The sequence below is a fragment of the Nonomuraea africana genome (assembly GCF_014873535.1).
Classification (GTDB): domain Bacteria; phylum Actinomycetota; class Actinomycetes; order Streptosporangiales; family Streptosporangiaceae; genus Nonomuraea; species Nonomuraea africana.
Genome location: NZ_JADBEF010000001.1, coordinates 5,954,611 through 5,979,928 on the forward strand (window position 1 = coordinate 5,954,611; position 25,318 = coordinate 5,979,928).

Below are 25,318 nucleotides of genomic sequence, written 5' to 3' on the forward strand. Positions count from 1 at the left end.
CAAGAGAGACGACTTGCGCCCCAAGTCTCCCGGTTGGCCGCGCAGGATGTCGAGACGAGATGCTTAAGCCTATGAGCTTCCGCTGGTCACTCGTCATCCCGGTGAAGACCCTGGTCGCGGCCAAGACCCGGCTGGCGGCCGCCACGGGTCCCCATCGCACCGCGCTGGCGGTCGCGGTCGCCAGCGACACGCTCTCCGCCGCGCTGATCTGCCCGGCCGTGGCGCGCGTCATCGTGGTCACCGCCGACCCCGCCGCCGCGGGGCCGCTGGCCGCGCTGGGCGCCGTGGTCGTCCCCGACCCCGACCGCGGTCTCAACACCGCGCTGCGCGCGGGCGCCGCCCATGCCGTACGGCTGGCGCCCGGCGACGGGATCGGCGCGCTCCAGGCCGACCTGCCCGCCCTGCGCGCGGCGGAGCTGGCCAGGGTGCTGGAGGCGGCGGCCGATTTCGACCAGTCGTTCGTGGCCGACGCCCAGGAGGTCGGCACGACCTTCTACGGGGTACGGCCCGGCGTGCCGTTCGCGCCTCGCTTCGGCGGCGAGTCGAAGGCCAAGCACCTGGCGGGTGGCGCGAAGGAGCTTTCACTCGACGGCATCGACTCGGTCAGGCGCGACGTGGACACCCCCGACGACCTGCGCGCGGCGCTCGCGCTCGGCCTCGGCCCGCACACGGCCGAGGTGGCGGAGCTGCTCGGCCTCTCGCCCGCGTCCGGGCAGGCCGCCTCCGACCGCTAGCCCCGGCCGGCGTCAGGCGGCCGGCGGCCGGCGTCAGGCGTCAGGCGGCCATGTCAGGCGTCAGGCGTCAGGCGGATTCGACGCGCAGGGTGCGGATCCACGGCGACACGATGAACGGCAGGTGCCCCACGACGGTGCCGAGACAGGCCACCCACAGCAGCTGCCAGACGCTCACCTGCTCGGCCAGCAGGCCGCCGAGGACGCCGCCGACCGGCATCGCGCTCCACATGAGGAAGCGCATGCTGGCGTTCATCCTGCCGCGCAGGTGGTCGGGGGTGACGGCCTGGCGGTAGCTGCCCTGGCCGACGTTGAGCACTATCGAGGAGGCGACGATCAGGGCCATGCCCACCGGGTACAGGGTCACCCGCCAGCCCTCGCCGGTGAACCCGACGGCCAGAGGGAACAGCCCGGCGAGGACGGCTCCGCCGTACATGGCGCCGCCGTTGCCGTACCGGTCGACGATCTTCGGCGCGAGCACGCCGCCGACCACACCGCCCACGCCCGTGGCCGAGACGATCAGCCCGTAGGCGCCCGGCCCGAGGCCGAGCTCACGCACGAGCAGCAGCGGTTGCACGACCGCCCACAGGCCGTTGGCCAGCATGTTCAGCGAGCCGACCAGAGCGATGCGGCGCAGCACGCGATGCCCGAGCACGTACCTCAGCCCCTCGGCGACCTCCGCCTTGAGACTCCGCCGCTCCGGCGGCACCGGGCGCTCGTCCGCCCTGATCGTGGACAGGATGACCGCGGAGCAGGCGTAGGTGATCGCGTCGGCCAGCAGCGCGACGGGCGCGGTGAGCAGCTGGACCAGCCAGCCGCCGAGCCCCGGACCCGCCAGCCACGCGCCGCTGCGCAGGGTCTCCATGGTGCCGATGCCCCTGGGCAGGTCGTCCTTGTCCACGATCGACGGCACGAAGCTCATGTGCGCGACGTCGAAGAAGACCGTGCCCACGCCGACGATCAACGCCACGGCGTAGAGCTGGACCAGCGACAGGACGTCCGCGAAGGCCGCCAGGGGGATGCTGAGCAGCGCCACGGCGCGCACGGAGTCGGCGGCGATCAGGATCGGACGGCGGCGCAGCCGGTCGGCCCACACGCCGGCGGGCAGGCCGATGAGCAGGAAGGCCGCCATCTCGGCGGCGGTCAGCAGGCCCAGCTGGAACGGGCTGGCGTCCAGTGCCAGCAGCGCGGTCAGCGGCAGCGCCACCAGCGTCACCTGGGTGCCGAACTGGCTCAGCGCGTCGGCGCCGACAAGGCGCAGGAAGGCGGCGTTCCGCCAGATGTTCTGCTTCGTGGGCACGACCCGTGATCCTCATCGGCTCCCCTCTGCGCGGTCAAACCATTTACGCTGGGTTCGTGCAGGCAACCGTGCGGAGTTTCGATCCGGTGACCCGTTCAGGGTCGGTCTTCCTCGACGACGGAAACGTGCTCGAGTTCGGCACGCGCGCGTTCGACGCCGGTCCGCTTCGATTGCTGCGGCCGGGACAGCGGGTCAATCTTGTTCTCTCCGGGGACGACATCACCTTCGTCACGCTGTCGACGTTTCCCGTTCCCTGACTAAATGTTTTCCATCCCCTGACGGAAAACGACAGGCGCCCGGCCCCAAATGAGCGGGGGGCCGGGCGCGGGTCGCGATGCGACTGGTGTTACTGCTTCTTCTTGGCGGCCTTCTTGCCGCCGACGTTGACCAGCTCCTTGAAGTCGGAGCCCGGGCGGAACTTGGGCCCCCAGCTCTCGGCGACCTTGATTTCCGCACCGGTTGACGGGTTCCTGGCAGTGCGGGCCGGCTTGTGGACCATCTCGAACGCGCCGAAGCCCGTGATCGAGACCTTGTCGCCGGCCGCGACGGCCTTCTGGATGGCCTCGAGAATCGCGTTCACGGCCTCGGTGGCCGTCTTCTTGTCGCCCACCCGGTCCGCGATGGCGTCGACGAGTTCCCGCTTGTTCATGTAGGTTTCGCTCCCCCTGTTACGGCTCGGGGTTCCAGCAGACGAGTCCAACGGTCGAGAAACCCCTTACACGTTGAAATTAAATGCGGGATCGCCTGGGATCTCAATCACCCTGGGCGATTTATTGAGCGTCCGGCGTGTCGGAATCGCAGGTCAGATCGGTAAGGAAGGCCTCCAGCCGGGTCGCGGCCCGGTCCGGATCACGCTTGGCGAGGTCGCAGATCGCCAGATACCTACGGGAAAAGCGTTCTCGGTCGGCGGCGGGGAGCATGCGAACGCGGCGGTGCGCTTCGCGCAACCGCCGCGCCAGATGGTCGTCTTCTAGACGGTCGTCGGCAGCCATGGCTGCCGACCATTCTCGTACGTGGTGATGTCGTCGGCGTGACGCAGGGTCAGGCCGATGTCGTCGAGGCCCTCCATCAGCCGCCAGCGGGTGTAGTCGTCGATCTCGAAACCGACGCTCTCCCCGGCCCAGCGGACCTCACGTCCGGCCAGGTCGACCGTGACGGCCAGCTTCGGGTCCGCCTCGACGGCCGCCTGCAGCAGCTCGACCTTCTCGCCCGGCAGGACGACGGGCAGCAGCCCCATCTTGGTGGAGTTGTTGCGGAAGATGTCGCCGAACCTGGCGGCGATCACGACGCGGAAGCCGTACTGCTGGAGCGCCCACACGGCGTGCTCGCGCGAGGAGCCGGTGCCGAAGTCGGGACCGGAGACCAGGATGCTGGCGCCCTCGTAGGACGGGTCGTTCAGGACGAAGGTGGGGTCCTCGCGCCAGGCGGAGAACAGGCCCTTCTCGAACCCGGTGCGGCTGACCTGCTTCAGCCAGACGGCGGGGATGATCTGGTCGGTGTCGACGTTGCTGCGGCGCAGCGGCACCGCCGTACCGGTGTGGGTGGTGAAAGCGTCCATGATCAGCGGTCCTTACAGGTCGGCGGGGGCGGTCAGCTTGCCGGTGACGGCGGTGGCGGCGGCGACGGCGGGAGAGACCAGGTGGGTGCGCCCGCCCTTGCCCTGGCGGCCCTCGAAGTTGCGGTTGGAGGTCGAGGCGCTGCGCTCGCCGGGAGCGAGGGTGTCGGGGTTCATGCCCAGGCACATCGAGCAGCCCGCCTCCCTCCACTCGGCGCCCGCGGCCTTGAAGACCTCGTCCAGGCCCTCCTGCTCGGCCTGCAGCTTGACCAGCATCGAGCCGGGGACGATGAGTGTCCTGGTCCTGACCTGCCGTCCGCGCAGGATGTCCGCGGCGGCCCGCAGGTCCTCCAGGCGGCCGTTGGTGCACGAGCCGACGAAGACGGTGTCGACCTCGATCTCGCGCAGCGGCGTGCCCGCGGTCAGCCCCATGTACTCCAGCGCCCGCTCGGCCGCGGCCCGCTCGGAGGGGTCGGCGAACGACTCGGGCTCGGGAACCACGGCGTCCAGCGGCAGACCCTGCCCCGGGTTGGTGCCCCACGTGACGAACGGCGTCAGCGTCGAGGCGTCGATCTCGACCACCTTGTCGAAGACGGCGTCGTCGTCGCTCCTGAGCGTCCGCCAGTACTCCACCGCCTGGTCCCACGCCTCGCCCTGCGGCGCGTGCGGGCGGCCCTTCAGGTACGCGAACGTCGTCTCGTCCGGCGCGATCATGCCGGCCCGTGCGCCCGCCTCGATCGACATGTTGCAGACGGTCATCCTGCCCTCCATGGAGAGCTTGCGGACGGCCTCGCCGCGGTACTCGACGATGTAGCCCTGGCCGCCGCCGGTGCCGATCTTCGCGATGATCGCCAGGATCAGGTCCTTGGCGGTGACGCCCACGGGCAGCTCGCCCGACACCTCGATGGCCATCGTCTTCGGCCGGTAGGCGGGCAGCGTCTGGGTGGCCAGCACGTGCTCGACCTCGGAGGTGCCGATGCCGAACGCGATGCCGCCGAACGCGCCGTGCGTGGAGGTGTGAGAATCGCCACAGACGATCGTCATGCCCGGCTGGGTCAGGCCGAACTGCGGGCCGATGATGTGCACCACGCCCTGGCCGGCGTCGCCCATCGGATGCAGCCTGATGCCGAACTCCGCCGCGTTCTTGCGCAGCGTCTCGACCTGCGTCTTGGAGACGGGGTCGGAGATCGGGCCGAGCACCGTCGGGACGTTGTGGTCCTCGGTGGCGATGGTGAGATCGGGCCGCCGCACCTTGCGCCCTGCCAGGCGCAGGCCGTCGAAGGCCTGCGGGCTGGTCACCTCGTGAATGAGGTGCAGGTCGATGAAGAGCAGGTCGGGTTCGCCCTCGGCGCGGCGCACGACGTGCTGCTCCCAGACCTTCTCCGCGAGTGTGCGGCCCATGATCTCCTCCTTGAGACTTTGCCCCGACTTGCCTTCTCATATGTCGAGACGGCAGTATCGGTGTATGGACAACTCTAGCGGAGTCGGCGTACTGGACAAGGCCGTCCTCGTGCTCAATGCCCTCGAAGCGGGTCCAGCCTCCCTCGCCCAGCTGGTTCAGGCCACCGGACTGGCCCGCCCGACCGCCCACCGGCTCGCGGTGGCGCTGGAGCACCACAGGATCGTCACGCGTGACACGCAGGGACGTTTCGTGCTCGGCCCGAGGCTTTCGGAGTTGTCCACCGCGGCCGGCGAGGACCGTCTCCTCGCCGTCGCCGCTCCGGTGTTGACCCAGCTCAGGGATCTGACGGGAGAGAGCGCGCAACTGTATCGCCGCCAGGGTGACGAACGGGTCTGCGTCGCGGCCGCCGAGCGCGCCAGCGGCCTGCGCGACACCGTCCCCGTGGGTTCGGCACTGCCCATGACGGCTGGTTCGGCGGCGCAGATCCTGCTGGCGTGGGAGGAGCCCGACCGGTTGCACAGGGGGCTGCGCGGGGCGAAGTTCACCGCCGCCACCCTCGCCTCGGTACGGCGGCGCGGGTGGGCGCACAGCGTGGGTGAGCGCGAGCAGGGTGTGGCCAGCGTCTCCGCCCCCATAAGGGGTACGGGCGGCAAGGTGATCGCGGCCGTCTCGGTCTCCGGGCCGATCGAGCGCCTGACCCGCACCCCTGGACGGCTGCACGCGATCCCGGTGATGGCCGCCGCCGAGCGCATCACCGAGGCCATGCGCCGCGCCAACTGACCCGCGAAGACCCCACTCCCCCGGACAGCCGGGGCCCGTGGGAGCCGGACGGGCCCGGCCGTTTCCCGTCGCGCAGGGGGCGGCGTCGTGGGCTCTCCTGGTCCCCTCCTTTCGTTCCCTGGACGACTCGCCCGGATGGCTCCTCCGCGAGACATCCGGCGTCGCCCGACCGGGGCACGCATGGGTGGAGGCGGCGTGGCGTGCCGTACCGGAGAAGGGGTTGGGAGGCGTTTGGACGCGCTCCCATGCGAGCCGTCCCCTCAGTCACGACTTTTCGTGATCGGCGCAAAGGGGATTTCGGGGGCCGACCGCAGCCAGGGCGCACTAGCCTGAGTGCGTGACAGATCGCATCGAGGTAGCCGCCGCTGAGCTGCGTCCCCTGCTCGAAGAGTTCATCGTGTGGGCCCGGGAACACGCCCCAGGCAGCGACCCCGACCTGGTGGGCCCAGCGGCGTTGTGGCACAGGCTCGCCGCCTCCGACGACGTCGGCCGCTGGCGACGCGCCGACCTGCGCCCCGTGCTGCTCGAGCGCATGCCCAAGGTCGTGGAGGATCCCGACGAGGCGGCCGACGGCACGATCGGCGCCGTCCGCGCCTACCTGACCTTCCTGTCGGACACCGGCAAGCTGGTCGACCGGTCCGACGGCCTCGACGATCTGCTCGACGAGCTCGACGATCTCGAGGACGACTTCGTCGAGGCCATGGAGGACCTCATCGACGACGAGGGCGACGACGACGGGCGCGAGGAGGGCGGTGACCTCGGCGACTTCGAGGCGCTCGCCGACGAGCTGGCCGACCTGCCCACGATCAGGCTGCGTCCCGACTCCGAGCTGGCCGCGGCCGCGCGCGCGGTGCCGCTGATCGCCAAGGCCCGCGACCTGGCCGTCTGGGTCGGCGACTCGCGAGAGGTCGGCGAGGAGAGCCTGCTGTCCGACGCCGAGGTCGAGGAGGCGCTCGCCGTCATCGGGCTGCCGAGGCCGCAGACCGAGGGCCCGCTGTCCGCGGCCGTCCCGCAGCTGTGGAACATCTGGAACCTCGCGGTCGATCTCGAGTTCCTCGCGCCCAACGGCTCCGACACCGTCAGCGTCGACCCCGACACCGCCGAGTGGCCCTTCGACGACGACGAGGACGTGCTCGACGCCTGGATGCTCGGCCTCAACTCGGTCGACTACGGCGATCCCGAGCTCGAGGACGACGACCTCACGATGACGCTCGTCGGCCTGACCCGCGCGCTGCTGGTCCGCCTGCTGATCGGCGGCGGCTCGCGGAAGCTGCCCGAGCTGCGCGAGGAGCTGGCCGAGGCCGCCGCCGACCTCGACGAGCTCGGCTCCGACGCCTGGAACGAGGCCCGCGATCACTACGGCGACCCGCTGGCGCCGGTGCTCGACTGGCTGGTCGGCTACGGCATGGTGACCGTCAACGGCGACGACGTCGCGCTCACGGCCCTCGGCACCGAGGGCGTCGTGCACCTGGTCGACGACGCCGACATCGAACTCGACGCCCGTCCCGCGATCGACGCGATGACCGCGCTCGAACTGCTGGCCTTCAGCGCCGAGCTGCCCGAGGACGAGGCCGACGCCGAGTTCGCCGCCTGGATGGAGCTGCGCGAGCCGGCCGAGGCCGCCCGCGAGCTCCTTGAGGCGGCGGCCGAGGACGACACGGACGCGCTGATCAGGGTGCAGGCCGCCAGCGTGGTCGGCACGCTGGGCGAAGCCGCCATCCCCGCCTGGCAGTCCGTGCTGAAGGAGCCGTCGCTGCGGCCGTACGCCGCGACGCACCTCACGCAGCTCGAGGTGGAGGGCGCACCCGAGCCCACCCAGGACGACACCCACTGGCTGATCCTGGACATGTGGACCATCTCGGCGGGGCTGGGCCGCGCGGAGTTCGTCAGCAGCCTGCGCGACATCGGGCCCGACCTGCTCAACAACCTGCTCGAGGTGATCTGGAAGATCCCGCACGCGCACGTGGAGGAACTGCTGGAGCTGATCTCGCAGGTCCACCCGGACAAGAACGTGGCGAAGGCCGCCAAGCGCGCCCTCTTCAAGGCCCGCTCGACCTCCTGACCCGTGGGCTTCCACCCGGGCCGCGCTCCTCAAGGGCGTGGCCCGGGCTGGTCCCGCCCTGACACCACGACCGGCGGCTCCGGACGGTGCCATGGCAGGACCACGGGCTCGGGCGGAACCTCACCTCCCAGGAAACGGGACAGCAGGTCTGCCAGACCCGGCGGGATGACGCGCTCGTCGTGCGGCGGGCCGACGCATGAGCAGGTCACGGGTTGGCGACCGGGCCCGAGCGACGCGTGACCGGGCGGCGCGCTACGAGCTGCCCACGCGGACGGACGCGGCGACCGCGCGGGAGAAGGCCGTGATGACCGGGTGTGGGCGGCTGCCGTCTCCCGACAGCTCCGGCTGGAAGAGCGTGGCCAGGTAGAACGGGTGTCCTGGCAGTTCGGCGGCGCGCGCCCGGCCGTCCTCGTCGTGCGCCGTGAACCGCAGCCCGCCCGCCTCCAGCGCGGGCAGGTAGTCCGCGTTGAGGCCGAAGGAGCAGTGGTAGCGCTCGATCGCGCGTTCTGCCCCGACCGCCTGCCGGATCAGTGAGCCGGGCGCCAGCCGTACCTCTCCCTCGTGTCCCACCAGCGAGCAGGCCAGCGGCGCGATGAGCAGGCCGCGTTCGGTGCCGGGTTCGTACTCCGCGTGGGCGACGTCGAGCGCGCAGACGTTGCGGGCGTACTCCAGCATCGCGTGCTGGAATCCGGCGCAGGTGCCGAGGAACGGGATGGCCTGCTCCCGAGCGGCCCTGATGGCACTCACCGCGCCGCTCTCGCTGCGGTAGGGGCTGCCGGGCAGCAGCCAGACGCCGTCGAAGCCGCTCAGCTCGCCCGCCTCCTCGGTGGGGATCCAGTAGGCGTCGAGGGTGATGCCTTCGCGTTCGCGCAGCGCCTCCAGCAGCAGCGGTACTCGGACGTGGGAGCGGACAGTGGGGGAACGATCCCCGACCAGGGCGAGTCTCATGTCCGCCATCCTGCTCGATCCGGCGAGTTAAGCACCAACGATGATTACTGCTGGTCTGATAAGCATTGCTGATGGACCCGCATCTGCTCAGGACGTTCGTGACCGTCGCGCGGCGTGGCTCCTTCTCGGCCGCCGCCGAGGAGCTCGGCTACACGCAGTCGGCCGTCTCGCAGCAGGTCGCCACGCTGGAGGCCGATCTCGGACTGGCGTTGCTGCGCCGCCGTCCCGTGGAGCCCACGCGGGCGGGCGCCCGGCTGCTGGAGCACGCCGAGCCCCTGCTGCTGCGCCTGCGCGCGGCGCGCGCCGACGTCCTGCGCGCCGAGGCCGCCCCGTCCTCCCGGCTCACGATCGCCGTCTCGCCGCTCGCCGTGACCCCTGACCTGGCCGTACGGCTGGCCGGGCCCCCGCGCCTAGACCTCACGATCAGAGCCACGAGCCGCGACGAGGTGGCCGCCGTGGTCGCCTCCGGCGAGGCCGACCTGGGCCTGGTCGACGGCGTCGCCGCGCCCAGCGACCCGTTGCGGCTGCCCGACGTGGGCCCGCTGACCACGCTCGGCGTGGCCGAACGGGACCTCGCCGTCGCCCTGCCGGAGGGGCATCCTCTGGCGGGTCGCGCGGGACTGCGGCTGGCCGATCTCGTGGACGCGTTGTGGCTGCAGACCCCGCTCTGCCCCGTGGAGCGGCTGCGCGACATCGCGGGTGACGGGTTCAGGATCGGCCTCACCTACACGGGCGACGACCTCCACACCGTGCTGCGCCTCGTGGCGGCCGGGCACGGCCTCACCCTGCTGCCCGCGGACTCGCCCGCACCCGCGGGGGTGCCGCTGGTCGACCCTCGGGTCGTGCACCGGGTCGAACTGCTGCACGGCACACTGACCGGGCACGCCCAGCGGCTGGCCGAGCGCCTGCGGCAGTGAACGCGGAGAACAGAAAAGCCCGGACGCGGGAGCGGCCGGGCATTTCTTCGGTGTAGTCCCGACCGGATTCGAACCGGCGCTACCGCCTTGAGAGGGCGGCGTCCTGGGCCACTAGACGACGGGACCGAAGCGGCTTGTGACAGTGGTAGTCCCGACCGGATTCGAACCGGCGCTACCGCCTTGAGAGGGCGGCGTCCTGGGCCACTAGACGACGGGACCCTGTCCACAAGCGATGTGCCGGGGGCCTCCCCGGCAACGGATGTAACTCTACCGCACCTCGAGGAGCACAACCAAACTCACGGAACCGGCCCGGAAAAGCAAAAACGGATGCCCGATGATCGGACATCCGTAGCAAAGCTGGGGTACCAGGACTCGAACCTAGAATAACTGAACCAGAATCAGTCGTGTTGCCAATTACACCATACCCCACCGGCCGCGACCCTCTCGCGAGGTCCGCTTGCTGGCGACTCCGAAAGAATAGCCCAGGTAGGGGGACAAGACCAAAACGATTACTCAACAAGCGCGTCCGCGCTCCGCTCATGCCAAGCTGAAGGGGACAAAACACCACGTGGAGGAGCCCAAGCGTTGGCTGAGAATCCGTTCTTCGCACCCAGCAGCCTGCCCTACCAGCTGCCCCCGTTCGAGGAGATCCGCGAGGAGCACTACCTGCCCGCGTTCGAGCGGGGCATGGCCGAGCACCTCGCCGAGGTCGACGCGATCGCGAACAGCACCGAGCCGCCCACCTTCGTCAACACCGTCGCCGCGCTGGAGCGCTCGGGCCAGATCCTGAAGCGCGTCTCGACGTCCTTCTTCAGCATCGCCGCGTCCGACTCCACCGACGGCGTCATGGCGATCGAGACCGAGATCTCCCCCAAGCTGACCAAGCACATGGACGAGGTCAAGCTCAACCGCGCGCTGTGGGCCCGCATCAAGCAGGTCTCCACGGACGTGGCCGAGGAGTCGTGGCTGCTGGAGAAGTACCGCGAGGATTTCATCAGGGCGGGCGCCGACCTGGGCGAGGCCGAGCAGGCGAGGCTCAAGGAGCTCAACGAGGAGCTGTCGAAGCTCTCCACCGAGTTCTCGCAGAACCTGCTGAAGGCCTCCACCGAGGAGGCGCTGGTCGTCCGTGACCCCAAGGAGCTCGACGGCTTCGACGAGGCCAGGATCGAGTCGATCAGGAAGGACGACGTCTACGTCCTCCCGCTGCTCAACTTCACCAACCAGCCGGGCCTGGCCCAGCTGACGAACAGGGAGACCCGGCGCAGGCTCTACCAGCTGAGCGTCGAGCGCGCCCGCCCCAACTTCGAGCTGGCCATCAGGATGGCCACGCTGCGCGCCGAGCGGGCCGCCCTGCTGGGCTTCCCCAACCACGCCGCCTACACCGTCACCGACCAGACGGCCAAGACCGTCGAGGCGGTCGAGGCGATGCTCGGCCAACTGGTGGAGCCGGCCGTACGGAATGCCAGGAAGGAGGCGGAGGCGCTCACGGAGCAGGCGGGCTTCGACATCGAGCCGTGGGACTGGTCGTTCTACGCCGAGAAGGTACGCAAGGCGCGTTACGACTTCGACGCCGACGCGATGCGGCCCTACTTCGAGCTCAACAGGGTCTTCGAGGATGGCATCTTCTACGCGGCGGGCAAGCTCTACGGCCTGACCTTCACCGAGCGTCCCGACCTCAAGGGCTACCACGCCGACGTCGCCGTCTACGAGGTGTTCAACGAGGACGGCTCCGCGCTCGGGCTGTTCCTGCTCGACCCCTACGCCAGGCCGACCAAGCGCGGCGGCGCGTGGATGAACAACCTGGTCGACCAGTCGTACCTGTTCGGCGAGAAGCCGGTGGTGATGAACAACCTCAACATCACCAAGCCCGCCTCGGGCCCGACGCTGCTGACCTACGACGAGGTCAACACCGCCTTCCACGAGTTCGGCCACGCGCTGCACGGCCTGTTCTCCGAGGTGCGCTACCCGCGCGTCTCGGGCACCAACGTGCCGCGCGACTTCGTGGAGTACCCCTCGCAGGTCAACGAGATGTGGACGACCTGGCCCGAGGTCCTGGCCAACTACGCCAAGCACCACGAGAGCGGCGAGCCGATGCCCGCCGAGCTGGTGGAGAAGATGAAGGCGGCCGAGAAGTTCAACCAGGGCTTCGCGACGGTGGAGTACCTCGCCGCGACGCTGCTCGACTGGGCCTGGCACAAGCTGGAGAAGGGAGTGACGGTCGAGGACGCCGAGGCGTTCGAGGCCGAGGCCCTGGAGGCGGCGGGGATCGCCTTCCCGCTGGTGCGGCCGAGGTACCGGACCAACTACTTCCAGCACATCTTCTCCAGCGGCTACAGCGCCGGCTACTACTCCTACATCTGGAGCGAGGTGCTCGACGCCGAGAGCGTGGAGTGGTTCAAGGAGAACGGCGGGCTCACCCGCGCGAACGGTGACCACTTCCGCAAGGAGCTGCTCTCGCGGGGCGGCAGCATGGACCCGCTGACCGCCTTCCGCAACTTCCGCGGCCGCGACCCGCGCATCGAGCCCCTGCTCAAGCGCCGCGGCCTGGACTGAGGTCGGCGATGGTCTCCGTGAGCCACCGGCGCTCCGCCGTACCGGTGGCTCTGGCGATCAGCAGCATGCCGCGATGGAACGGGTCGGGGACCTCCTCGGCCCGTAGCGGCCGGTCCCCTTCGTAGAAGAAGCTCGCGGGCGCCTCCAGGAAGGCCAGGCGCCTGCGCAGCACCTCCGCCTGGAGCGCGGGGTCCTCCAGCGCCGACAGGAACGTCAGCACCGCGAAGAAGCGCGTCTGGTCGCTGATGTCGAGCTCGGACGGCTCCCGCAGCCGCCCCAGCAGTTCCTCCCGCCCCTCGGCGGTGATCGTGAGCACCTGCCTGCGCGCCGCGGCCGCGCCCTCCTCCTCGTGCCGTTCGAGCAGCCCCTTGGCCGCCAGCCTGGCGATGGCCGGATAGAGCGCGCCGTCGCTGACCGGCCGCAGATGCCCGCTGAGCGCGGTCAGGCGCGACTTGAGCTCGTAGCCGTGCATCGGCCGCTGGTTGAGGAACCCCAGGATCATCAGCGTCAGATCCCCGCCACTTGCCATAAGAGCATCGTATCGCTATACCTCTAACCGATGTATAACGGATCGATGCTCAAGCTCGCGCTTCCCATCTACGTGGAACTGCTCACCGCCGTCGTCGCGGTGAGCGTGATCGACCTGCTCTGGGTCGCAGGACTCGGCGAGGCGGCGATCGCCGCCGTGACCATGGCCACCACCGTCGAGTACTTCGCCTACGGGCTGGTCCTGGCGCTGCCGACGGGCATCACGGTCCTGGTCGGCAGGCGCGACGGCGTCGCCCCCATCACGCCGCTGATCAGGACGGGCTGGCTGCTGTGGCTGGCGGGCTCGATCGCGATCGCGCTCCCCTGCGTCCTGCTCAGGGAGCCGCTGGCCGGGCTCCTGACCGCCGACGCCGCCACGGCCGCGCTGGCCGCCGACTTCCTGCTGGTCTCGATGGCGGGGCTGCCGATCTACTTCGCCCAGACGGTGGCCGACGGCGTGGTCAAGGGGCTGGGCAACGCCAAGGTCCCGATGCGCAACGCGCTGATCTGCAACGCCCTGGTGATCGCGCTGGACCCGCTGTTCATCTACGGCCTGGGCCTGGGCGTCCAGGGCGCCGCCCTGGCCACCGTGCTGGCCCGTGCCGTCACGCTGGCCGTCTCTCTCAAGACGCTGGTACGGCTGGCGCCCCGCGACGCCGCGGGCCGGGCGGGCGCCTGGGAGATCATCGGCACCGGCCTGCCCATGTCGGGAGACTTCCTGGCCCGCGCCCTCGTCGGCCTGCTGCTCATGGAGATCGTCGCCAGGTTCGGCGTCGCGGCCCAGGCGGGCTACGGCATCGGCCTGAAGATCATGCTGGTGGGTGTGATGGCGTTCTACGCGCTCAGGCAGGCCGCGATGATCCGTACGGCCCGGTCAGAGGAGACGGGCTCGCCGCTGCGGACGGGACTGCTGGCCGGCGCGGCGGTGGCGCTGGCGCTCAACCTCGTCGCCGCGCCCGCCGCGAGCCTGTTCACCGACGACCCCGAGGCGACGGTGAGCTTCCTGCGCTGGATGACGCTCTACCTGATCCCCTTCGGCGGCCTGATCGCCGCGGGCGGGGTGGCGCAGGCGAGCGGAAGGGGCAGCCGCCTGCTGGCCGCCACGCTGGCCGGCTTCGCGGTGCAGCTGCCCCTCGCCTATCTGCTGAGCGCCTGGCTCGGTGTCACGGGTGTGTGGCTCGCCATGGCGGCGGGGACCACGGTCAGCCTCGTAGCCGCTCCAGTGCGGCGCGCAGGCGCTCCTGAGCGCGCTCCCGCCCCAGCACCTCGATCGACTCGAACAGCGGAAGGCCCACGGTGCGACCCGTGACGGCGACCCTGATCGGCGCCTGGGTCTTGCTGAGCTTGAGCCCGCCGAGGGCGGCGCCGACGTCCTCGAGCGCCTCCTTCAGCGACTCGGGGTCCCAGCTGACCGACTCGAGCTTGGCCAGATAGCCCTCGATGACCTCCGGGGCGTTCGCCTTCATCGCCTTGTCCCACGAGGCCTGGTCGAAGGCCGGCTCCTCGAGGAAGAGGAAGTCGACGTTCTGCCTGATCTCCGACAGCACCGAGACACGGGTCTGGGCGAGCACGGCGACCTTGCTGAACAGCTCGGCGTCCCACGACGGGTCAAGGTACGGCAGGCAGCGCTCCTCGAAGGTCTCGAGGGGCAGCGCGCGAATGTACTCGCCGTTGAAGGCGCGCAGCTTCTTCTCGTCGAAGAAGGCGCTGGCGGAGTTGACGTCCTCCAGGCGGAACCTCGGGACCATCTCCGACCACGGCATGATCTCGCGGTCTTCACCCGTGCCCCAGCCGAGCAGCATGAGGTAGTTGACCATCGCCTCGGCGAGGTAGCCCTCTTCGCGGTAGGACTCGAGGGCCACCTTGTCGCGGCGCTTGGACAGCTTCTTGCGCTGCTCGTTGACGATCACCGGCAGGTGCGCCCACACCGGCGGCTTGGCGCCGAGCGCGGGCCACAGCAGCATCTGCTTGGCCGCGTTGCCCAGGTGCTCCTCGCCGCGCACGACGTGGGTGATGTTCTGGGTGATGTCGTCGACGGCGTTGGCGACCACGTAGAGCGGCGAGCCGTCGGTGCGCGCGACGACGAAGTCCTCCTGCGCGTTGTTGGGGAACTCCACGCGGCCGCGGATGACGTCGTCGACCACCGTGACGCCCTCGTCGGGGGTGCGGAAGCGCACCGCGCCCGCGGTGAGCCCCCGCTCCCGGCAGTGGCCGTCGTAGCCCTTGTGCTCGGAGCCGGTGCGCGCGACCAGGTCGTCGCGGGTGCAGTCGCAGTAATAGGCCATGCCCTTGGCCAGGAGGAGTTCGACCGCCTCGCGGTGCTGGGGCTCGAAGGCCGACTGGAAGTAGGGGCCCTCGAAGACCGGGTTGGTGCCGTTGATGCCGATCCAGTCGAGCGCCGAGATGATGCCCTCGGTCCACTCGGGGCGGTTGCGGGTGGCATCGGTGTCCTCGATGCGCAGCACGAACCTGCCGCCGGACTGCTCGGCCAGCGCCCAGTTGAACAGGGCCGTGCGGGCGCCGCCGACATGGAACATGCCAGTGGGAGACGGGGCGAAGCGCACCCGTACTTCTTCAGTCACCTGCTTGATTGTTCCCTCACCCTCCTCATTCGCTGCGCGGCCGGCCTGCTTCGCGGCGCCGCCCACTCCGCTCACTGCGTCGGGCTCAGTCACGGGAGACCACCTTGTTCGTCAGGGTGCCGATGCCTTCGATGCCGACGCTGACCTCGTCACCGATCTCCAGCGGGCCCACGCCCGCGGGGGTGCCGGTCAGGATGACATCGCCGGGAATCAGCGTCATGACCGCGCTGACGTAGGCGACCAGCGCGGGGATGTCGTTGATGAGCTGCGAGGTGCGGCCGCTCTGCCTGATCTCGCCGTTGACCGTGGTGGTCAGCGCCAGGTCGGAGGCGTCGAGGTCGGTCTGGATCCACGGCCCGATCGGGCAGAAGGTGTCGAACCCCTTGGCCCTGGTGAACTGCACGTCCTTCTTCTGCAGGTCGCGCGCGGTGACGTCGTTGGCGCAGGTGTAGCCGAAGATGACGTCCTTGGCCCGTTCGGCGGGCACCTCCCGGCAGAGCCTGCCGATCACCAGGGCCAGCTCGCCCTCGAAGTCGACGCGCTGCGACTGGGAGGTGGGATAGGCGATGGCGTCGCCGTGGCCGATCACCGAGGTCGACGGCTTCATGAAGATGAGCGGCTCTTCGGGAACCTCGTTGCCGAGCTCCTTGGCGTGCTCGGCGTAGTTCCGGCCGATGGCGATGACCTTGCTGGGCAGCATCGGCGCCAGCAGCCGCACCTCGGCCAGCGGGTAGCGCTCACCGGTGAACTGGATCTGGTTGAACGGATGCCCGGCGATCGTCGAGACGACATCGCCCTCGACCACGCCGAAGACAACCTCGTCGCCTGTGGAGAACCTCGCTATACGCACATGACAAGGCTAGTGCCGTCCACCTGGTGCCTCGTCGGGTCTAATAATCCTCAAAACCCGCTTTAAACCCTGAATGGCACTGAACCCCCTGGTAACAGGATGAAGTGAGTCGATATTCGACACCGGGGGTGACTGATCGTGGCAGACACGATGGCCAGAGATAGTGGCACGGCGACGCCGGCCGTACCGAGGGCACGGACGCAGGGCGGCAGCTCGCTCATCACCGAGCAGGGCAGGACGACCATCGCCGACGGCGTCGTCGCGAAGATCGCAGGACTGGCCGCGCGCGAGGTCTCCGGCGTGTACAACATGGGCGGTGGCACCGCACGGGCCCTGGGCGCCGTGCGTGGCATGGTCGGCGCCGACAAGAGCGTGAGCCAGGGCGTGTCGGTGGAGGTGGGCGAGCGGCAGGCCGCCGTCGACCTCGACCTCGTCGTGGAGTACGGCGCGGCCATCCCCGACCTGGCCGGCGCGGTCCGCAGGAACGTGATCTCGGCGATCGAGCGGATGACCGGCCTCGAAGTGACCGAGGTGAATGTCACCGTCAACGACGTGCATCTGCCTGAGACGCCCAAGACCGAAGAGACGCAGCCCGAAAGGGAGCCACGAGTCCAATGACAGGAGACGGGCTGGCCCACGCCATCGCGGAACGGGTGCGGAGCTGCCTGGGAGTGGCGGATCTGTCGGGCGGCCCGTTCGGGACCGTGGCGACGTACCTGCCGGGCGAGCGGCTCAAGGGCGTGGCCGTTCGCGACGATGAGGTGGCGATCGCCATCGTCGCGCGCGCCGGCCGTCCACTGCTCGACACCGCCGACGAGGTGCGCAGGGCCGTCGTCCCGCTGGCGGACGGTCGCCTGGTGAACGTGTCGATCGAAGATCTGGAGGACTCATGAACACCATCCCCGTGCTGCCGATCATCGGCATGACGGTCGGCATCATCCTGGGCCTGGCCGGCGCCTTCGGCGGGCTGGGCGCGTTCCTGCTGGTCCTCGTGCTCGGCGCGCTCGGGCTGCTGGTCGGACGCATCGCGGAGGGCGGCGAGATCGACTTGTCCAACCTCACAGCGAGGCGACGATGACCGCTCCGATCCACGGCGTGGTCATCCCCGCCCAGCGGATGCCCGCCGAGCAGCGGGGGCGTACTCGCATCGAGGACAGGGTCGTCTCCAGCATCGCGCTGCAGGCGGCCAACGAGGTGGAGCAGGTACGCGAGGTGCTGCACCGCCGCTCCCCCGCGGCCAGGATCGACGGCGACCTGACGACGATCAGAGTGGACGTGGCGCTCGACTATCCCGCGCCGGTCCGCACGATCGCCTCGGAGATCAGAAGCCACGTGGCGCGCAGGGTGCTGGAGCTGACCGGCCTCGAGGTCTCCCAGGTCGACGTGCGCGTGACGAGCCTCGAGGTGAGGTCATGACCACGCACGCGGCACCGGAGCAGCAGACCTCGCCGCAGCAGACGCCCACGGCGGAGGCCCCGGTCGTCGCGCCGGCCGATCCGGCCGCCGACAGGGCCGCGCGACGGGCGTTCAAACCGCGCAGGATGATCGCATCCTCCGTGGCGGCGCTGGTCCTGATCGGGATCGGCTTCGTGGCCGCCGTCGAGATCATCTCGACGCTCGTGAACCGGCCGGTCGGCTGGCTGCCCAGAGACGCGGCGCTGTCGTGGGGCTCGGCGAGCCCGTGGAGCAGCCCGCAGGTCCTGGCGGGAGCGGTCGTGCTCGTCCTGGTCGGGCTCGGGCTGCTGGCGCTGGCCATGCGGGCCGGCCGTCCGCACGTGGTGCCGGTGCGCACCGGCGATCCCGACCTGATCATCGGGCTGCGCCCGAAGGGGTTCGCCTCGGCGCTGGCCCGCGCGGCGGAGGACGTGCCGGGAGTCCACTCCGCCAAGGCCACCGTGAGCAGCGGCAGGGTGGCCGTGACGGCCTTCGCCTCCGGGTGGGACGACGCCAGACTGACCGAGGCCGTACGGCACGCCGTGCTCGTGCGGCTCGGCACGCTCGAGCCCATCGACACCTACAAGGTGTCGGTCACGATGAAGGAGCGGCGATGAGGACCGGCAGGGCCAATCGCCTCGGGCTGGCGATCCTCGGCCTGGTGTGCCTCGTGGCCGGTGGGCTGGTGCTGGCCAGGGGGCTGCGCGCGTTCCCGCAGAACTGGGCCCCCGCGGACGAGCCGCTGGTCAACGGCCCGGTCCAGGAGTTCTTCACCCGGTTCTCCCCGTGGGTCTGGTGGGCGCTCGCCGCGCTCGCGGTGATCCTCGCGTTGATCGGCCTGCGGTGGCTGGTGGCGCAGAGCCGCCACGAGACCATGGGCGAGGTCAGGGTGGAGGGCGGGCCCGAAGGGCAGACGACCGTCACCTCGGCGGCCGTGGCCAAGGCGGCCGCCGCCGAGCTGACCGCGGTGCCGTCCGTGACGTCGGCGACCGCGACGCTCGCGGGCGACCACGACCACCCCAAGGTACGGCTGCGCCTGGCGGCCGACGACCGGATGCCGATGAGCGCGCTGCGGCAGGAGTTGTCGACGGTGACCGTGCCGCACATGAAGCTGGCGCTCGGCGCCGACCGGCTGCCGGTGATCGCCAAGGTCAGCCTGGAACGGGCGGCGCCGCCCAGACGGGCGGTGAGATGAAGAAGCGGGGCCCCGCGAAGGGACCCCGCTTCATCGTTGGTTACAGCGGAACAACCTGCTCAGCCTGCAGGCCCTTCGGCCCACGGGTGGTCTCGAACGAGACCCGCTGGTTCTCCTCGAGCGAGCGGTAGCCGTTGGTGGTGATGGCCGAGTAGTGCACGAACACGTCCGCGCTGCCGTCGTCGGGTGCGATGAACCCGAAGCCCTTCTCGGCGTTGAACCACTTCACGGTGCCTTCAGACAACTGCTTCTCCTTCTGATGAGCCCCGCTACTTCAGCAGGGCTGCGTTGCGGACCCTACCCCGCAATCGGCTCCTCAGACGAGCGAAGTGCGAAGCCGAGCGCCAACAGCGGGCAAAAAAATCGGCATCATCGGCGGCATGGAGCTCATCACGGCCGATCTTCCCATTCCGGGCGACGGCCGGCCACGTACGGCCTGCGTGGCCGAGGGGTACGACGCCGACCTGATCATCCTCGACGCCGGCCCGCTCGCCGACATCACGGTCGTGGCCGATCCCGATCACGTGACGGGTGTGTGGAAGGCTGGCAGGAGGGTGAAGGGAGACTGACATGTCCGTGGTGAAGATCAACGCGCTGACCGTGCCCGCCGAGATGCGTGAGGAGCTGGAGCGGCGTTTCTCCAGCAGGGCGGGGATGGTGGAGTCGTCCGACGGCTTCGAGTGGTTCGAGTTGCTGCGCCCCGTCGAGGGCACCGACACCTACCTCGTCTACACCCGTTGGCGCAGCGAGGAGGACTTCCAGGCCTGGCAGTCCAGCAGGGCCTTCCAGGCTGGCCACGCCCAGGCCGCGGGAGAGCGGCCTGGGCCGGGACAGGGTCACGGCCACGGCCAGGGCCCGGCCGCCTCGGGGGCCGAGTTGTGGTCCTTCGAGGTCGTCCAGAGCACCGGGCCGAAGGCCTAGTGGTCGAGCGGGTTCGCCGCCACCCGCTCGGCGAACCCGCTCGACACGAACCGCGCCGCCAGGCTGCCGGGCTTGCGCTTGGCCTGGCTCTCGAAGCAGGCGACGAACTCCTCGGCCAGACCGAGGCGCGGGTAGCGGCCGAGCACCTCCTCGCGCACGTCGCCGGGGATCGCGTCGGTGCCGCGCCCCGAGACGTCCATGCCCGTGGACAGCTCCAGCAGATGCCCCTCGGGATCGTCGCGCACGTCGACCTCGTCCCACATGTGGCGCACGATCACCTCGGCGGCGCGTCGCCTGCGCTCGACCGGCCAGCCCGCACCCGCGCCGAACACCCATGCCACGTGCCCGCCTGCCTCCTCGAACGGGAGGGTGTGGTTGTCGAAGGCCTCGGCCAGGCCGAGATCGTGCAGCATCGCCGACACGTAGAGCAGCTCGGCGTCGAAGTGGATGCCTCTTCTGCGCGCGTAGTGGGCGGCCCACAGATAGGCCCGAACGGAGTGGTTGAGCAGCGCGGGCGAGTGGTAGGCGGTCGCCACTTCGAGCGACGCCCGGCACGCCGCTGTGTCAGGGATCACGAGGTTCATGCCGTCACGATAACGATGTCCCCGCCCGGCTTGACCAGGTGATCTTATTCCGGACAGCATGTTCCGCCCCCTCGGTTCAGCCCGGAAGGATCTGGCGTGCGTCGCCTCGCTCTCCCCCTTGCTCTCCTGCTCGCCCTAGGAGGGCTCGTCAATCCCGCGAGCGCCGCCGCGAAGCGCACCGCCGAGTGCCAGGGCGACTGGCTGCCCGCCACGCCGACCGCGGCCGAGGTGATGAAGGGCGAGATCGCCTTCCTCGACCTGCCGCCCGTCAAGGTCGGCCAGGACGTCAACTGGCGCACCAATCCGTACAAGAACCGCTCGTGGGGCATGGTGTTCCACTCGCTGCGCTGGATGGGCCGGCTGGTGGCGGAGTACGAGAACAACGGCGAGGAGCGCTACCTCGCCAGGGCCGCCGAGATCGCTCACGACTGGGTCAAGGACAACCCGCGCGGCCGTCCCGCCAGCCCCTATGCCTGGGCCGAGCACCCCATCGCGCTGCGCGCGCCCGCGCTGGTCTGCCTGAGCAAGCACGTCGACGCCAAGTGGCTCAAGGACAGCCTGGCCGAGCACGCCAGGGTCCTCGGCGACGACCGCCTCTACGAGTGGGGCCACAACCACGGCATCGACCAGGACATCGCGCTGCTCGGCATCGGCTGCCGCCTGGGCGACAGGCGCTGGCAGGACCACGCGATCAAGCGCCTCACCAAGACCGTACGGCTCGACATCGACGCGCAGGGCGCGCTGATGGAGCAGGCCCCCCGCTACGCCATCTACGTCCACGACCGGCTGAAGGTCGCGATGAGCAACCTCAAGGACTGCGGCAGGAAGGTGCCGGGAGACATCTCCAAGCGCTGGTCGAAGCTGGGCGGCTTCATCATGCACTCCACCAACCCGGCCGGGTACATGGTGCCGATCGGCGACGGCGGCGCCGACCACGAGCCCTCCGGCTTCCCGAACCCCTCGGAGAAGGTGAAGGTCTTCAAGGCCGGCTACGTGTACGGCAGGACCGCATGGGGCAAGCCGGAGTCCGCCTTCTACTCGATCAGGTTCGGGCCCGGCACGAAGTACCACGGCCACGAGGACCACCTCGGCCTCACCTACTACGCCCACGGCAGGGACGTGCTGGTCGACGCCGGCTTCCACTCCTACGAGCCCACCCGCTACCGGTACTGGACCATGTCACCCGAGGCGCACAACGTGCCGACCGTCGTGGGTGCCCGCTTCAGGCCCAGGACCGCGACCAGGCTGGCCGGGACCGCCTACGACTCCGGCCGCCAGCGCTACCGGCTCACCGACAAGGCGCACGGCGTGAGCCGTACCAGGTCGGTGCTGGTCAACCACGACGAGGACGTGATGGCCGTCCTGGACGGCGCGGGCGGCGGCAAGAAGGTCAGGAACATCTGGCGCTTCGACTCCTCGCTCAAGCTCGTCTCCAACTCCGGCGGCAAGGTGGTGCTGGGCGACGGCAAGTTCAAGGTCAGCCTGGTGCAGCTGTCCGGTTGCGACCCGGTGGGCGGGCAGAAGGTGGAGCGTGGCGGCACGCTCGGGTGGGTGTCGCCGTCGTACATGGCCAGGAACCCGGCGACGACGGTCGTCTCGCCCGCGGCGAAGTCGCTGCTGACGGTGATCGTGCCGGGCACCGACCAGCCCAAGGTGTCGTGCGGGGGCGGCAAGGTCACCGTGCAGACCGCCGACGGCGCGGTCAGCTTCAAGGCCTCGATCTTCTGAGTCCCGGGCGGGGCCGCCTGGCGAAAGGGCCACCCCGCCGTACGGGCTAGAGCTCCCGGCCCGAGCGCAGCAGGCCGAAGGTGACGGCCTGCTCGAGGGCCTGCCAGCTGGCCTCGATGATGTTCTCGTCGACGCCCACCGTGGCCCACTCGCCGCTCTCGTCGCTCGAGGTGATGAGGACGCGGGTGATGGCGCCCGTGCCGTGGGAGCCCTCCAGGATGCGGACCTTGTAGTCGACCAGCTCGAGCCCGGCCAGCTCGGGGTAGAGCTTCTCCAGCGCCAGCCTGACCGCCCGGTCCAGGGCGTTGACCGGTCCGTTGCCCTCGCCCGTGGCGACGATGCGCTCGCCCTTGGCGTGGACCTTGACCGTGGCCTCGCTGACCACCTCGCCGCCCTTGGTGCGCTCCACGATCACGCGCCACGACTCGACCTCGAAGTGCCGCTTGCGCTCGCCGTGGACGGTGTCGCGCAGCAGCAGTTCGAAGGAGGCGTCGGCGGCCTCGAAGGTGTAGCCCTTCGACTCCAGGTCCTTCACCCTCGCCACGAGGGTCTTGGTGGACTCAGGGGTCAGCTCGTAGCCCAGCTCGCGGCCCTTGAGCTCGACGGAGGCGCGCCCCGCCATGTCGGAGACCAGCATGCGCATGTCGTTGCCGACCATCGCGGGATCGATGTGCTGGTAGAGGTTGGGGTCCACCTTGATGGCGCTGGCGTGCAGGCCCGCCTTGTGGGCGAAGGCGGAGGTGCCCACGTAGGGGGCGTGGGAGTTCGGGGTGACGTTGGTGACCTCGGTGATCGCGTGGGCGATGCGGGTCATGTCGGCGAGCGCCTCCGGCGGCACCAGGTCGAACCCGCGCTTCAGCTGGAGGTTGGCCACCACCGTGAAGAGGTTGGCGTTGCCCGAGCGCTCGCCGTAGCCGTTCGCGCAGCCCTGGACGTGCGTGGCGCCCGCCTTCACCGCCGCGAGGGTGTTGGCGACGGCGCAGCCGGTGTCGTCGTGGCAGTGGATGCCGACGCGCGCGCTGGTCTGCACGGCCGCGTGGACGACCTCCGCCAGCTCGTCGGGGAGCATGCCGCCGTTGGTGTCGCACAGGGCGATGACGTCCGCGCCCGCTTCCGCGGCGGTCAGCAGCACCTCCAGCGCGTAGGCTGGGTTGGACTTGTAACCGTCGAAGAAGTGCTCGGCGTCGAGGAAGACTCGCTGTCCCTCCGCACGAAGGTGAGAGACCGTATCGCGGATCATCGCGAGGTTCTCCTGGAGAGTCGTGCGGAGGGCCAGCTCCACGTGCCGGTCGTGACTCTTGGCGACAAGGGTCACGACCGGCGCGCCGGATTCGCGCAGAGCGGCCACCAGTGGGTCGTCGGCTGCCTTCACACCGGCCCGGCGGGTCGCGCCGAACGCGGCTAGCTGCGCGTGCTTCAGGTCGAGCTCTGTTCGAGCGCGCCTGAAGAACTCTGTGTCCTTGGGGTTGGCGCCCGGCCAGCCCCCCTCGATGAAGCCGACGCCCAGGCCGTCCAGGTGCCGCGCCACCGCGAGCTTGTCGGCGACGCTGAGGTTCAGGCCCTCCTGCTGCGCGCCGTCTCGCAGCGTGGTGTCGTAGACGTGGAATCGATCGTCGGCCATCGAGATCTCCTGAGAAAAAGTCTGTGGAAAAGCAAAAGACCCCTCACGGACGTGAGAGGTCTGCGCGCTGGCTATGTCCCTTGTCAGCCAGCGCGCCTGCCGATAATGAGCAGGTTGAAGTACATGATGCCTGTGAGTCTGCCACACGCATTCACCATCTGGCACATCGATCTCACATTTCGGGATGTCACACCGAGGTGCCCTGCTGCTCGATCGCCGAGATGTCCCTGATCGGCTGGCCGTCGAGCAGCAGCGTGGGCGTGCCGTCGATCCTGATTTTCGCGTTGTCCTCGAGGTGCTTGCCGGCGTGGCGCTGCGAGGTCACGCACTGCGCGAAGCCCGCGTCGGTGACCCCGGCGCTCCTGCCCGCGGCCACCAGTTCCTCGACCGTGTAGCCGGTGGCCTGGCCGTGCGGGGCGGGCTGCATGCCGTACAGCTTGTCGCGGAAGGCCAGCCAGTTGACCGACGGCACGCAGCGCGCGGCGGCCGCGGCCCTGATGGAGTTCGACCGGCTGGGCTCGTCTGTGAAGATCGTCACGGTGTGAAAGACGACGGCGAGCTTGCCCTCGTCGACCAGCTGCTCCAGACGCCGCCCCGAGGTGTCATGGAGCTCCTTGCAGAAGGGGCAGTCGAAGTCCTCGAACAGGTCGAGCACCGGCGCGTTAGCGCCCGGCCTGGCCAGCAGCATCGAGCCGTCGGCCTGCCGGACCAGCTTGACGTCCGGCAACGCGGTCCCCTTGGGGAGCCCCGCGATGATCAGCATTCCAGCGAGTACGGCAAGCGCCACGAAAGCGCCGACCATCTTGGACCGTCCTCGCCTCTCCACCGTCAACTCCACGTATGGCTCCGCCCATAAGATCCGCTTTCGACCGCGTGTCACCTTATCTGGTGGAGAGAATGTGCCCATGAAGGCCTCTTATCTCTCACCCGCCGTCGGGCAGTACATCCTGGCCCACTCGACGCAGCCCGACGACCTGCTCGACGAACTCGCCGCCGAGACGCAGCAGGTCGCGGGGTCGAACGCGGGGATGCTGATCTCCCCGGACCAGGGCCGCTTCCTCACCATGATCACCCAACTGGTCCGGCCCGAGCTGGCCGTCGAGGTCGGGACGTTCACCGGCTACTCGTCGCTGTGCATCGCGAGGGGGCTGTCGGGCGGACGCCTGCGCTGCTTCGACGTCAGCGAGGAGTGGACCTCCATCGCCAGGAAGTACTGGGAGAAGGCGGGGGTCGCCGCCCGGATCACGCTCACGCTGGGGCCGGCGACCGAGTCGCTGCGCGCCATGGAGGACCGGATCGCCCTGGCCTTCATCGACGCGGACAAGACCAACTACCCGGCGTACTACGAGCTGGTGATGGAGCGGCTGCGCCCGGGCGGAGTGGTGCTGGTGGACAACACGCTGTGGGACGGCTACGTCGCGGACCCGTCGTACGAGGACGACATGACCAGGACGATCAGGGAGTTCAACGACCTGGTGATGAACGACCCGAGAGTCACCTCGGTCATGCTCCCCATCGGCGACGGCCTGACGATGATTCGAAAGAACTAGCGAAAATTCTCCGCCGGATGGTTACCATGGGTGGCGCACCAAACACGTTGCGCTCTACCATCCGGAGGGAATGATAG

At 69.7% G+C, this 25,318-nt stretch carries 30 protein-coding genes and 3 tRNA genes; 17 read left to right on the top strand and 16 right to left on the bottom strand.

The window, feature by feature from the left end; all coding sequences use genetic code 11:
- Window positions 1-71 precede the first annotated feature (71 nt).
- The gene (cofC, locus tag H4W81_RS28260) at window positions 72-734 is read left to right on the top strand and encodes a 2-phospho-L-lactate guanylyltransferase (RefSeq protein ID WP_225958827.1); all 663 of its coding nucleotides are present in this window, start codon (window positions 72-74) and stop codon (window positions 732-734) included.
- Between the two features lie 67 nt (window positions 735-801).
- Here cofC and H4W81_RS28265 read toward each other — a convergent pair whose 3' ends face one another.
- The gene (locus tag H4W81_RS28265; RefSeq protein WP_192777598.1) at window positions 802-2,031 is read right to left on the bottom strand and encodes an MFS transporter; all 1,230 of its coding nucleotides are present in this window, start codon (window positions 2,029-2,031) and stop codon (window positions 802-804) included.
- Between the two features lie 56 nt (window positions 2,032-2,087).
- Here H4W81_RS28265 and H4W81_RS28270 point away from each other — a divergent pair, with 56 nt between their 5' ends.
- Window positions 2,088-2,288, top strand: coding sequence for a hypothetical protein (locus H4W81_RS28270; RefSeq protein WP_192777599.1), 201 nt, complete (start codon window positions 2,088-2,090; stop codon window positions 2,286-2,288).
- Between the two features lie 89 nt (window positions 2,289-2,377).
- Here the strand turns inward: H4W81_RS28270 and H4W81_RS28275 are convergent, their stop codons facing one another.
- From H4W81_RS28275 to leuC, 4 genes are all read right to left on the bottom strand, one after another.
- Entirely contained in the window at window positions 2,378-2,680 is a 303-nt protein-coding gene (locus H4W81_RS28275; RefSeq protein ID WP_192777600.1) for an HU family DNA-binding protein, read from the bottom strand.
- Window positions 2,681-2,801: 121 nt separating this feature from the next.
- Complete coding sequence (locus H4W81_RS28280; protein ID WP_192777601.1) at window positions 2,802-3,023, bottom strand: SCO5555 family protein; 222 nt, start codon at window positions 3,021-3,023, stop codon at window positions 2,802-2,804.
- Entirely contained in the window at window positions 3,002-3,589 is a 588-nt protein-coding gene (gene leuD, locus H4W81_RS28285) for a 3-isopropylmalate dehydratase small subunit (RefSeq protein ID WP_192777602.1), read from the bottom strand. The genes H4W81_RS28280 and leuD overlap by 22 nt, the downstream gene beginning before the upstream one ends.
- A gap of 12 nt (window positions 3,590-3,601) precedes the next feature.
- On the bottom strand, window positions 3,602-4,987 hold the full coding sequence (leuC, locus tag H4W81_RS28290) for a 3-isopropylmalate dehydratase large subunit (RefSeq protein ID WP_192777603.1): 1,386 nt from the start codon (window positions 4,985-4,987) through the stop codon (window positions 3,602-3,604).
- 64 nt (window positions 4,988-5,051) lie between these two features.
- Between leuC and H4W81_RS28295 the strand changes: the two genes are divergently transcribed.
- Window positions 5,052-5,768, top strand: coding sequence for an IclR family transcriptional regulator (locus H4W81_RS28295; protein ID WP_192777604.1), 717 nt, complete (start codon window positions 5,052-5,054; stop codon window positions 5,766-5,768).
- A 337-nt stretch (window positions 5,769-6,105) separates the two neighbouring features.
- Window positions 6,106-7,830 (top strand): hypothetical protein, encoded by a 1,725-nt coding sequence (locus H4W81_RS28300; RefSeq protein ID WP_192777605.1) that lies wholly within the window; start codon window positions 6,106-6,108, stop codon window positions 7,828-7,830.
- Window positions 7,831-8,082: 252 nt separating this feature from the next.
- On the opposite strand, the gene H4W81_RS28305 is transcribed toward H4W81_RS28300, so the two are convergent.
- Window positions 8,083-8,778: a CTP synthase C-terminal region-related (seleno)protein gene (locus H4W81_RS28305; protein ID WP_264083191.1), complete on the bottom strand. Its 696-nt coding sequence runs from the start codon at window positions 8,776-8,778 to the stop codon at window positions 8,083-8,085.
- Between the two features lie 71 nt (window positions 8,779-8,849).
- Here H4W81_RS28305 and H4W81_RS28310 point away from each other — a divergent pair, with 71 nt between their 5' ends.
- Window positions 8,850-9,695, top strand: coding sequence for a LysR family transcriptional regulator (locus tag H4W81_RS28310; RefSeq protein WP_192777607.1), 846 nt, complete (start codon window positions 8,850-8,852; stop codon window positions 9,693-9,695).
- Window positions 9,696-9,748: 53 nt separating this feature from the next.
- Here H4W81_RS28310 and H4W81_RS28315 read toward each other — a convergent pair.
- From H4W81_RS28315 to H4W81_RS28325, 3 genes are all read right to left on the bottom strand, one after another.
- Window positions 9,749-9,821 (bottom strand) — tRNA-Glu (locus H4W81_RS28315).
- 17 nt (window positions 9,822-9,838) lie between these two features.
- Window positions 9,839-9,914 (bottom strand) — tRNA-Glu (locus H4W81_RS28320).
- A 138-nt stretch (window positions 9,915-10,052) separates the two neighbouring features.
- Window positions 10,053-10,124 (bottom strand) — tRNA-Gln (locus tag H4W81_RS28325).
- 156 nt (window positions 10,125-10,280) lie between these two features.
- Here H4W81_RS28325 and H4W81_RS28330 point away from each other — a divergent pair.
- Window positions 10,281-12,248, top strand: coding sequence for a M3 family metallopeptidase (locus H4W81_RS28330; protein WP_192777608.1), 1,968 nt, complete (start codon window positions 10,281-10,283; stop codon window positions 12,246-12,248).
- Here H4W81_RS28330 and H4W81_RS28335 read toward each other — a convergent pair.
- On the bottom strand, window positions 12,226-12,777 hold the full coding sequence (locus H4W81_RS28335; RefSeq protein WP_192777609.1) for a PadR family transcriptional regulator: 552 nt from the start codon (window positions 12,775-12,777) through the stop codon (window positions 12,226-12,228). The genes H4W81_RS28330 and H4W81_RS28335 overlap by 23 nt on opposite strands.
- Window positions 12,778-12,822: 45 nt before the next feature.
- Between H4W81_RS28335 and H4W81_RS28340 the strand changes: the two genes are divergently transcribed.
- Entirely contained in the window at window positions 12,823-14,085 is a 1,263-nt protein-coding gene (locus H4W81_RS28340; RefSeq protein WP_192777610.1) for an MATE family efflux transporter, read from the top strand.
- Here H4W81_RS28340 and gltX read toward each other — a convergent pair.
- Window positions 13,979-15,358, bottom strand: a complete 1,380-nt coding sequence (gene gltX / locus H4W81_RS28345) for a glutamate--tRNA ligase (protein ID WP_192777611.1) — start codon at window positions 15,356-15,358, stop codon at window positions 13,979-13,981. The genes H4W81_RS28340 and gltX overlap by 107 nt on opposite strands.
- 85 nt (window positions 15,359-15,443) lie before the next feature.
- Complete coding sequence (locus H4W81_RS28350; RefSeq protein ID WP_192777612.1) at window positions 15,444-16,208, bottom strand: fumarylacetoacetate hydrolase family protein; 765 nt, start codon at window positions 16,206-16,208, stop codon at window positions 15,444-15,446.
- 150 nt (window positions 16,209-16,358) lie between these two features.
- Here H4W81_RS28350 and H4W81_RS28355 point away from each other — a divergent pair, with 150 nt between their 5' ends.
- Genes H4W81_RS28355 through amaP form a run of 6 tightly spaced genes read left to right on the top strand, consistent with a single transcriptional unit; the run spans window position 16,359 to window position 18,837 of the window.
- The gene (locus tag H4W81_RS28355) at window positions 16,359-16,826 is read left to right on the top strand and encodes an Asp23/Gls24 family envelope stress response protein (RefSeq protein ID WP_192777613.1); all 468 of its coding nucleotides are present in this window, start codon (window positions 16,359-16,361) and stop codon (window positions 16,824-16,826) included.
- Complete coding sequence (locus H4W81_RS28360; protein ID WP_192777614.1) at window positions 16,823-17,101, top strand: hypothetical protein; 279 nt, start codon at window positions 16,823-16,825, stop codon at window positions 17,099-17,101. The genes H4W81_RS28355 and H4W81_RS28360 overlap by 4 nt, the downstream gene beginning before the upstream one ends.
- The gene (locus H4W81_RS28365; protein WP_192777615.1) at window positions 17,098-17,286 is read left to right on the top strand and encodes a hypothetical protein; all 189 of its coding nucleotides are present in this window, start codon (window positions 17,098-17,100) and stop codon (window positions 17,284-17,286) included. Before H4W81_RS28360 ends, H4W81_RS28365 begins: the two co-directional genes overlap by 4 nt.
- A complete protein-coding gene (locus H4W81_RS28370) occupies window positions 17,283-17,624 on the top strand; it encodes an Asp23/Gls24 family envelope stress response protein (protein ID WP_192777616.1) in 342 nt (113 codons plus the stop codon). The genes H4W81_RS28365 and H4W81_RS28370 overlap by 4 nt, the downstream gene beginning before the upstream one ends.
- Entirely contained in the window at window positions 17,621-18,259 is a 639-nt protein-coding gene (locus tag H4W81_RS28375; protein ID WP_192777617.1) for a DUF6286 domain-containing protein, read from the top strand. The genes H4W81_RS28370 and H4W81_RS28375 overlap by 4 nt, the downstream gene beginning before the upstream one ends.
- Window positions 18,256-18,837 carry an alkaline shock response membrane anchor protein AmaP gene (gene amaP, locus H4W81_RS28380; protein ID WP_192777618.1) on the top strand — a complete coding sequence of 194 codons (582 nt, stop codon included), beginning with the start codon at window positions 18,256-18,258 and terminating at the stop codon, window positions 18,835-18,837. Before H4W81_RS28375 ends, amaP begins: the two co-directional genes overlap by 4 nt.
- A 40-nt stretch (window positions 18,838-18,877) precedes the next feature.
- On the opposite strand, the gene H4W81_RS28385 is transcribed toward amaP, so the two are convergent.
- Window positions 18,878-19,081: a cold-shock protein gene (locus H4W81_RS28385; RefSeq protein ID WP_183656327.1), complete on the bottom strand. Its 204-nt coding sequence runs from the start codon at window positions 19,079-19,081 to the stop codon at window positions 18,878-18,880.
- A gap of 136 nt (window positions 19,082-19,217) precedes the next feature.
- Here H4W81_RS28385 and H4W81_RS28390 point away from each other — a divergent pair, with 136 nt between their 5' ends.
- Entirely contained in the window at window positions 19,218-19,406 is a 189-nt protein-coding gene (locus tag H4W81_RS28390; RefSeq protein ID WP_192777619.1) for an amidohydrolase family protein, read from the top strand.
- 1 nt (window position 19,407) lies between these two features.
- The gene (locus H4W81_RS28395; RefSeq protein WP_192777620.1) at window positions 19,408-19,758 is read left to right on the top strand and encodes an antibiotic biosynthesis monooxygenase family protein; all 351 of its coding nucleotides are present in this window, start codon (window positions 19,408-19,410) and stop codon (window positions 19,756-19,758) included.
- Here the strand turns inward: H4W81_RS28395 and H4W81_RS28400 are convergent.
- Window positions 19,755-20,342, bottom strand: coding sequence for an HD domain-containing protein (locus tag H4W81_RS28400; protein ID WP_192777621.1), 588 nt, complete (start codon window positions 20,340-20,342; stop codon window positions 19,755-19,757). The two genes, H4W81_RS28395 and H4W81_RS28400, sit on opposite strands and share 4 nt — an antisense overlap.
- A 96-nt stretch (window positions 20,343-20,438) precedes the next feature.
- Here H4W81_RS28400 and H4W81_RS28405 point away from each other — a divergent pair, with 96 nt between their 5' ends.
- On the top strand, window positions 20,439-22,070 hold the full coding sequence (locus H4W81_RS28405) for a heparinase II/III family protein (protein ID WP_318782007.1): 1,632 nt from the start codon (window positions 20,439-20,441) through the stop codon (window positions 22,068-22,070).
- A gap of 46 nt (window positions 22,071-22,116) precedes the next feature.
- Here H4W81_RS28405 and cimA read toward each other — a convergent pair whose 3' ends face one another.
- A complete protein-coding gene (gene cimA / locus H4W81_RS28410) occupies window positions 22,117-23,691 on the bottom strand; it encodes a citramalate synthase (protein ID WP_192777622.1) in 1,575 nt (524 codons plus the stop codon).
- Window positions 23,692-23,878: 187 nt separating this feature from the next.
- A complete protein-coding gene (locus H4W81_RS28415; protein ID WP_192777623.1) occupies window positions 23,879-24,493 on the bottom strand; it encodes a DsbA family protein in 615 nt (204 codons plus the stop codon).
- 103 nt (window positions 24,494-24,596) lie between these two features.
- On the opposite strand from H4W81_RS28415, the gene H4W81_RS28420 reads away from it, so the two are divergent.
- A complete protein-coding gene (locus tag H4W81_RS28420) occupies window positions 24,597-25,241 on the top strand; it encodes an O-methyltransferase (protein ID WP_192777624.1) in 645 nt (214 codons plus the stop codon).
- Window positions 25,242-25,318 lie beyond the last annotated feature (77 nt).

Coding starts and splice junctions, on each gene's coding strand:
- cofC (WP_225958827.1), top strand. CDS start 72: ATGAGCTTCCGCTGGTCACTCGTCATCCCGGTGAAGACCCTGGTCGCG.
- H4W81_RS28275 (WP_192777600.1), bottom strand. CDS start 2,680: ATGAACAAGCGGGAACTCGTCGACGCCATCGCGGACCGGGTGGGCGAC.
- H4W81_RS28280 (WP_192777601.1), bottom strand. CDS start 3,023: ATGGCTGCCGACGACCGTCTAGAAGACGACCATCTGGCGCGGCGGTTG.
- leuD (WP_192777602.1), bottom strand. CDS start 3,589: ATGGACGCTTTCACCACCCACACCGGTACGGCGGTGCCGCTGCGCCGC.
- leuC (WP_192777603.1), bottom strand. CDS start 4,987: ATGGGCCGCACACTCGCGGAGAAGGTCTGGGAGCAGCACGTCGTGCGC.
- H4W81_RS28295 (WP_192777604.1), top strand. CDS start 5,052: ATGGACAACTCTAGCGGAGTCGGCGTACTGGACAAGGCCGTCCTCGTG.
- H4W81_RS28305 (WP_264083191.1), bottom strand. CDS start 8,778: ATGAGACTCGCCCTGGTCGGGGATCGTTCCCCCACTGTCCGCTCCCAC.
- H4W81_RS28310 (WP_192777607.1), top strand. CDS start 8,850: ATGGACCCGCATCTGCTCAGGACGTTCGTGACCGTCGCGCGGCGTGGC.
- H4W81_RS28335 (WP_192777609.1), bottom strand. CDS start 12,777: ATGGCAAGTGGCGGGGATCTGACGCTGATGATCCTGGGGTTCCTCAAC.
- H4W81_RS28340 (WP_192777610.1), top strand. CDS start 12,823: ATGCTCAAGCTCGCGCTTCCCATCTACGTGGAACTGCTCACCGCCGTC.
- H4W81_RS28355 (WP_192777613.1), top strand. CDS start 16,359: ATGGCCAGAGATAGTGGCACGGCGACGCCGGCCGTACCGAGGGCACGG.
- H4W81_RS28360 (WP_192777614.1), top strand. CDS start 16,823: ATGACAGGAGACGGGCTGGCCCACGCCATCGCGGAACGGGTGCGGAGC.
- H4W81_RS28365 (WP_192777615.1), top strand. CDS start 17,098: ATGAACACCATCCCCGTGCTGCCGATCATCGGCATGACGGTCGGCATC.
- H4W81_RS28370 (WP_192777616.1), top strand. CDS start 17,283: ATGACCGCTCCGATCCACGGCGTGGTCATCCCCGCCCAGCGGATGCCC.
- H4W81_RS28375 (WP_192777617.1), top strand. CDS start 17,621: ATGACCACGCACGCGGCACCGGAGCAGCAGACCTCGCCGCAGCAGACG.
- amaP (WP_192777618.1), top strand. CDS start 18,256: ATGAGGACCGGCAGGGCCAATCGCCTCGGGCTGGCGATCCTCGGCCTG.
- H4W81_RS28390 (WP_192777619.1), top strand. CDS start 19,218: ATGGAGCTCATCACGGCCGATCTTCCCATTCCGGGCGACGGCCGGCCA.
- H4W81_RS28395 (WP_192777620.1), top strand. CDS start 19,408: ATGTCCGTGGTGAAGATCAACGCGCTGACCGTGCCCGCCGAGATGCGT.
- H4W81_RS28400 (WP_192777621.1), bottom strand. CDS start 20,342: ATGAACCTCGTGATCCCTGACACAGCGGCGTGCCGGGCGTCGCTCGAA.
- cimA (WP_192777622.1), bottom strand. CDS start 23,691: ATGGCCGACGATCGATTCCACGTCTACGACACCACGCTGCGAGACGGC.
- H4W81_RS28415 (WP_192777623.1), bottom strand. CDS start 24,493: ATGGTCGGCGCTTTCGTGGCGCTTGCCGTACTCGCTGGAATGCTGATC.
- H4W81_RS28420 (WP_192777624.1), top strand. CDS start 24,597: ATGAAGGCCTCTTATCTCTCACCCGCCGTCGGGCAGTACATCCTGGCC.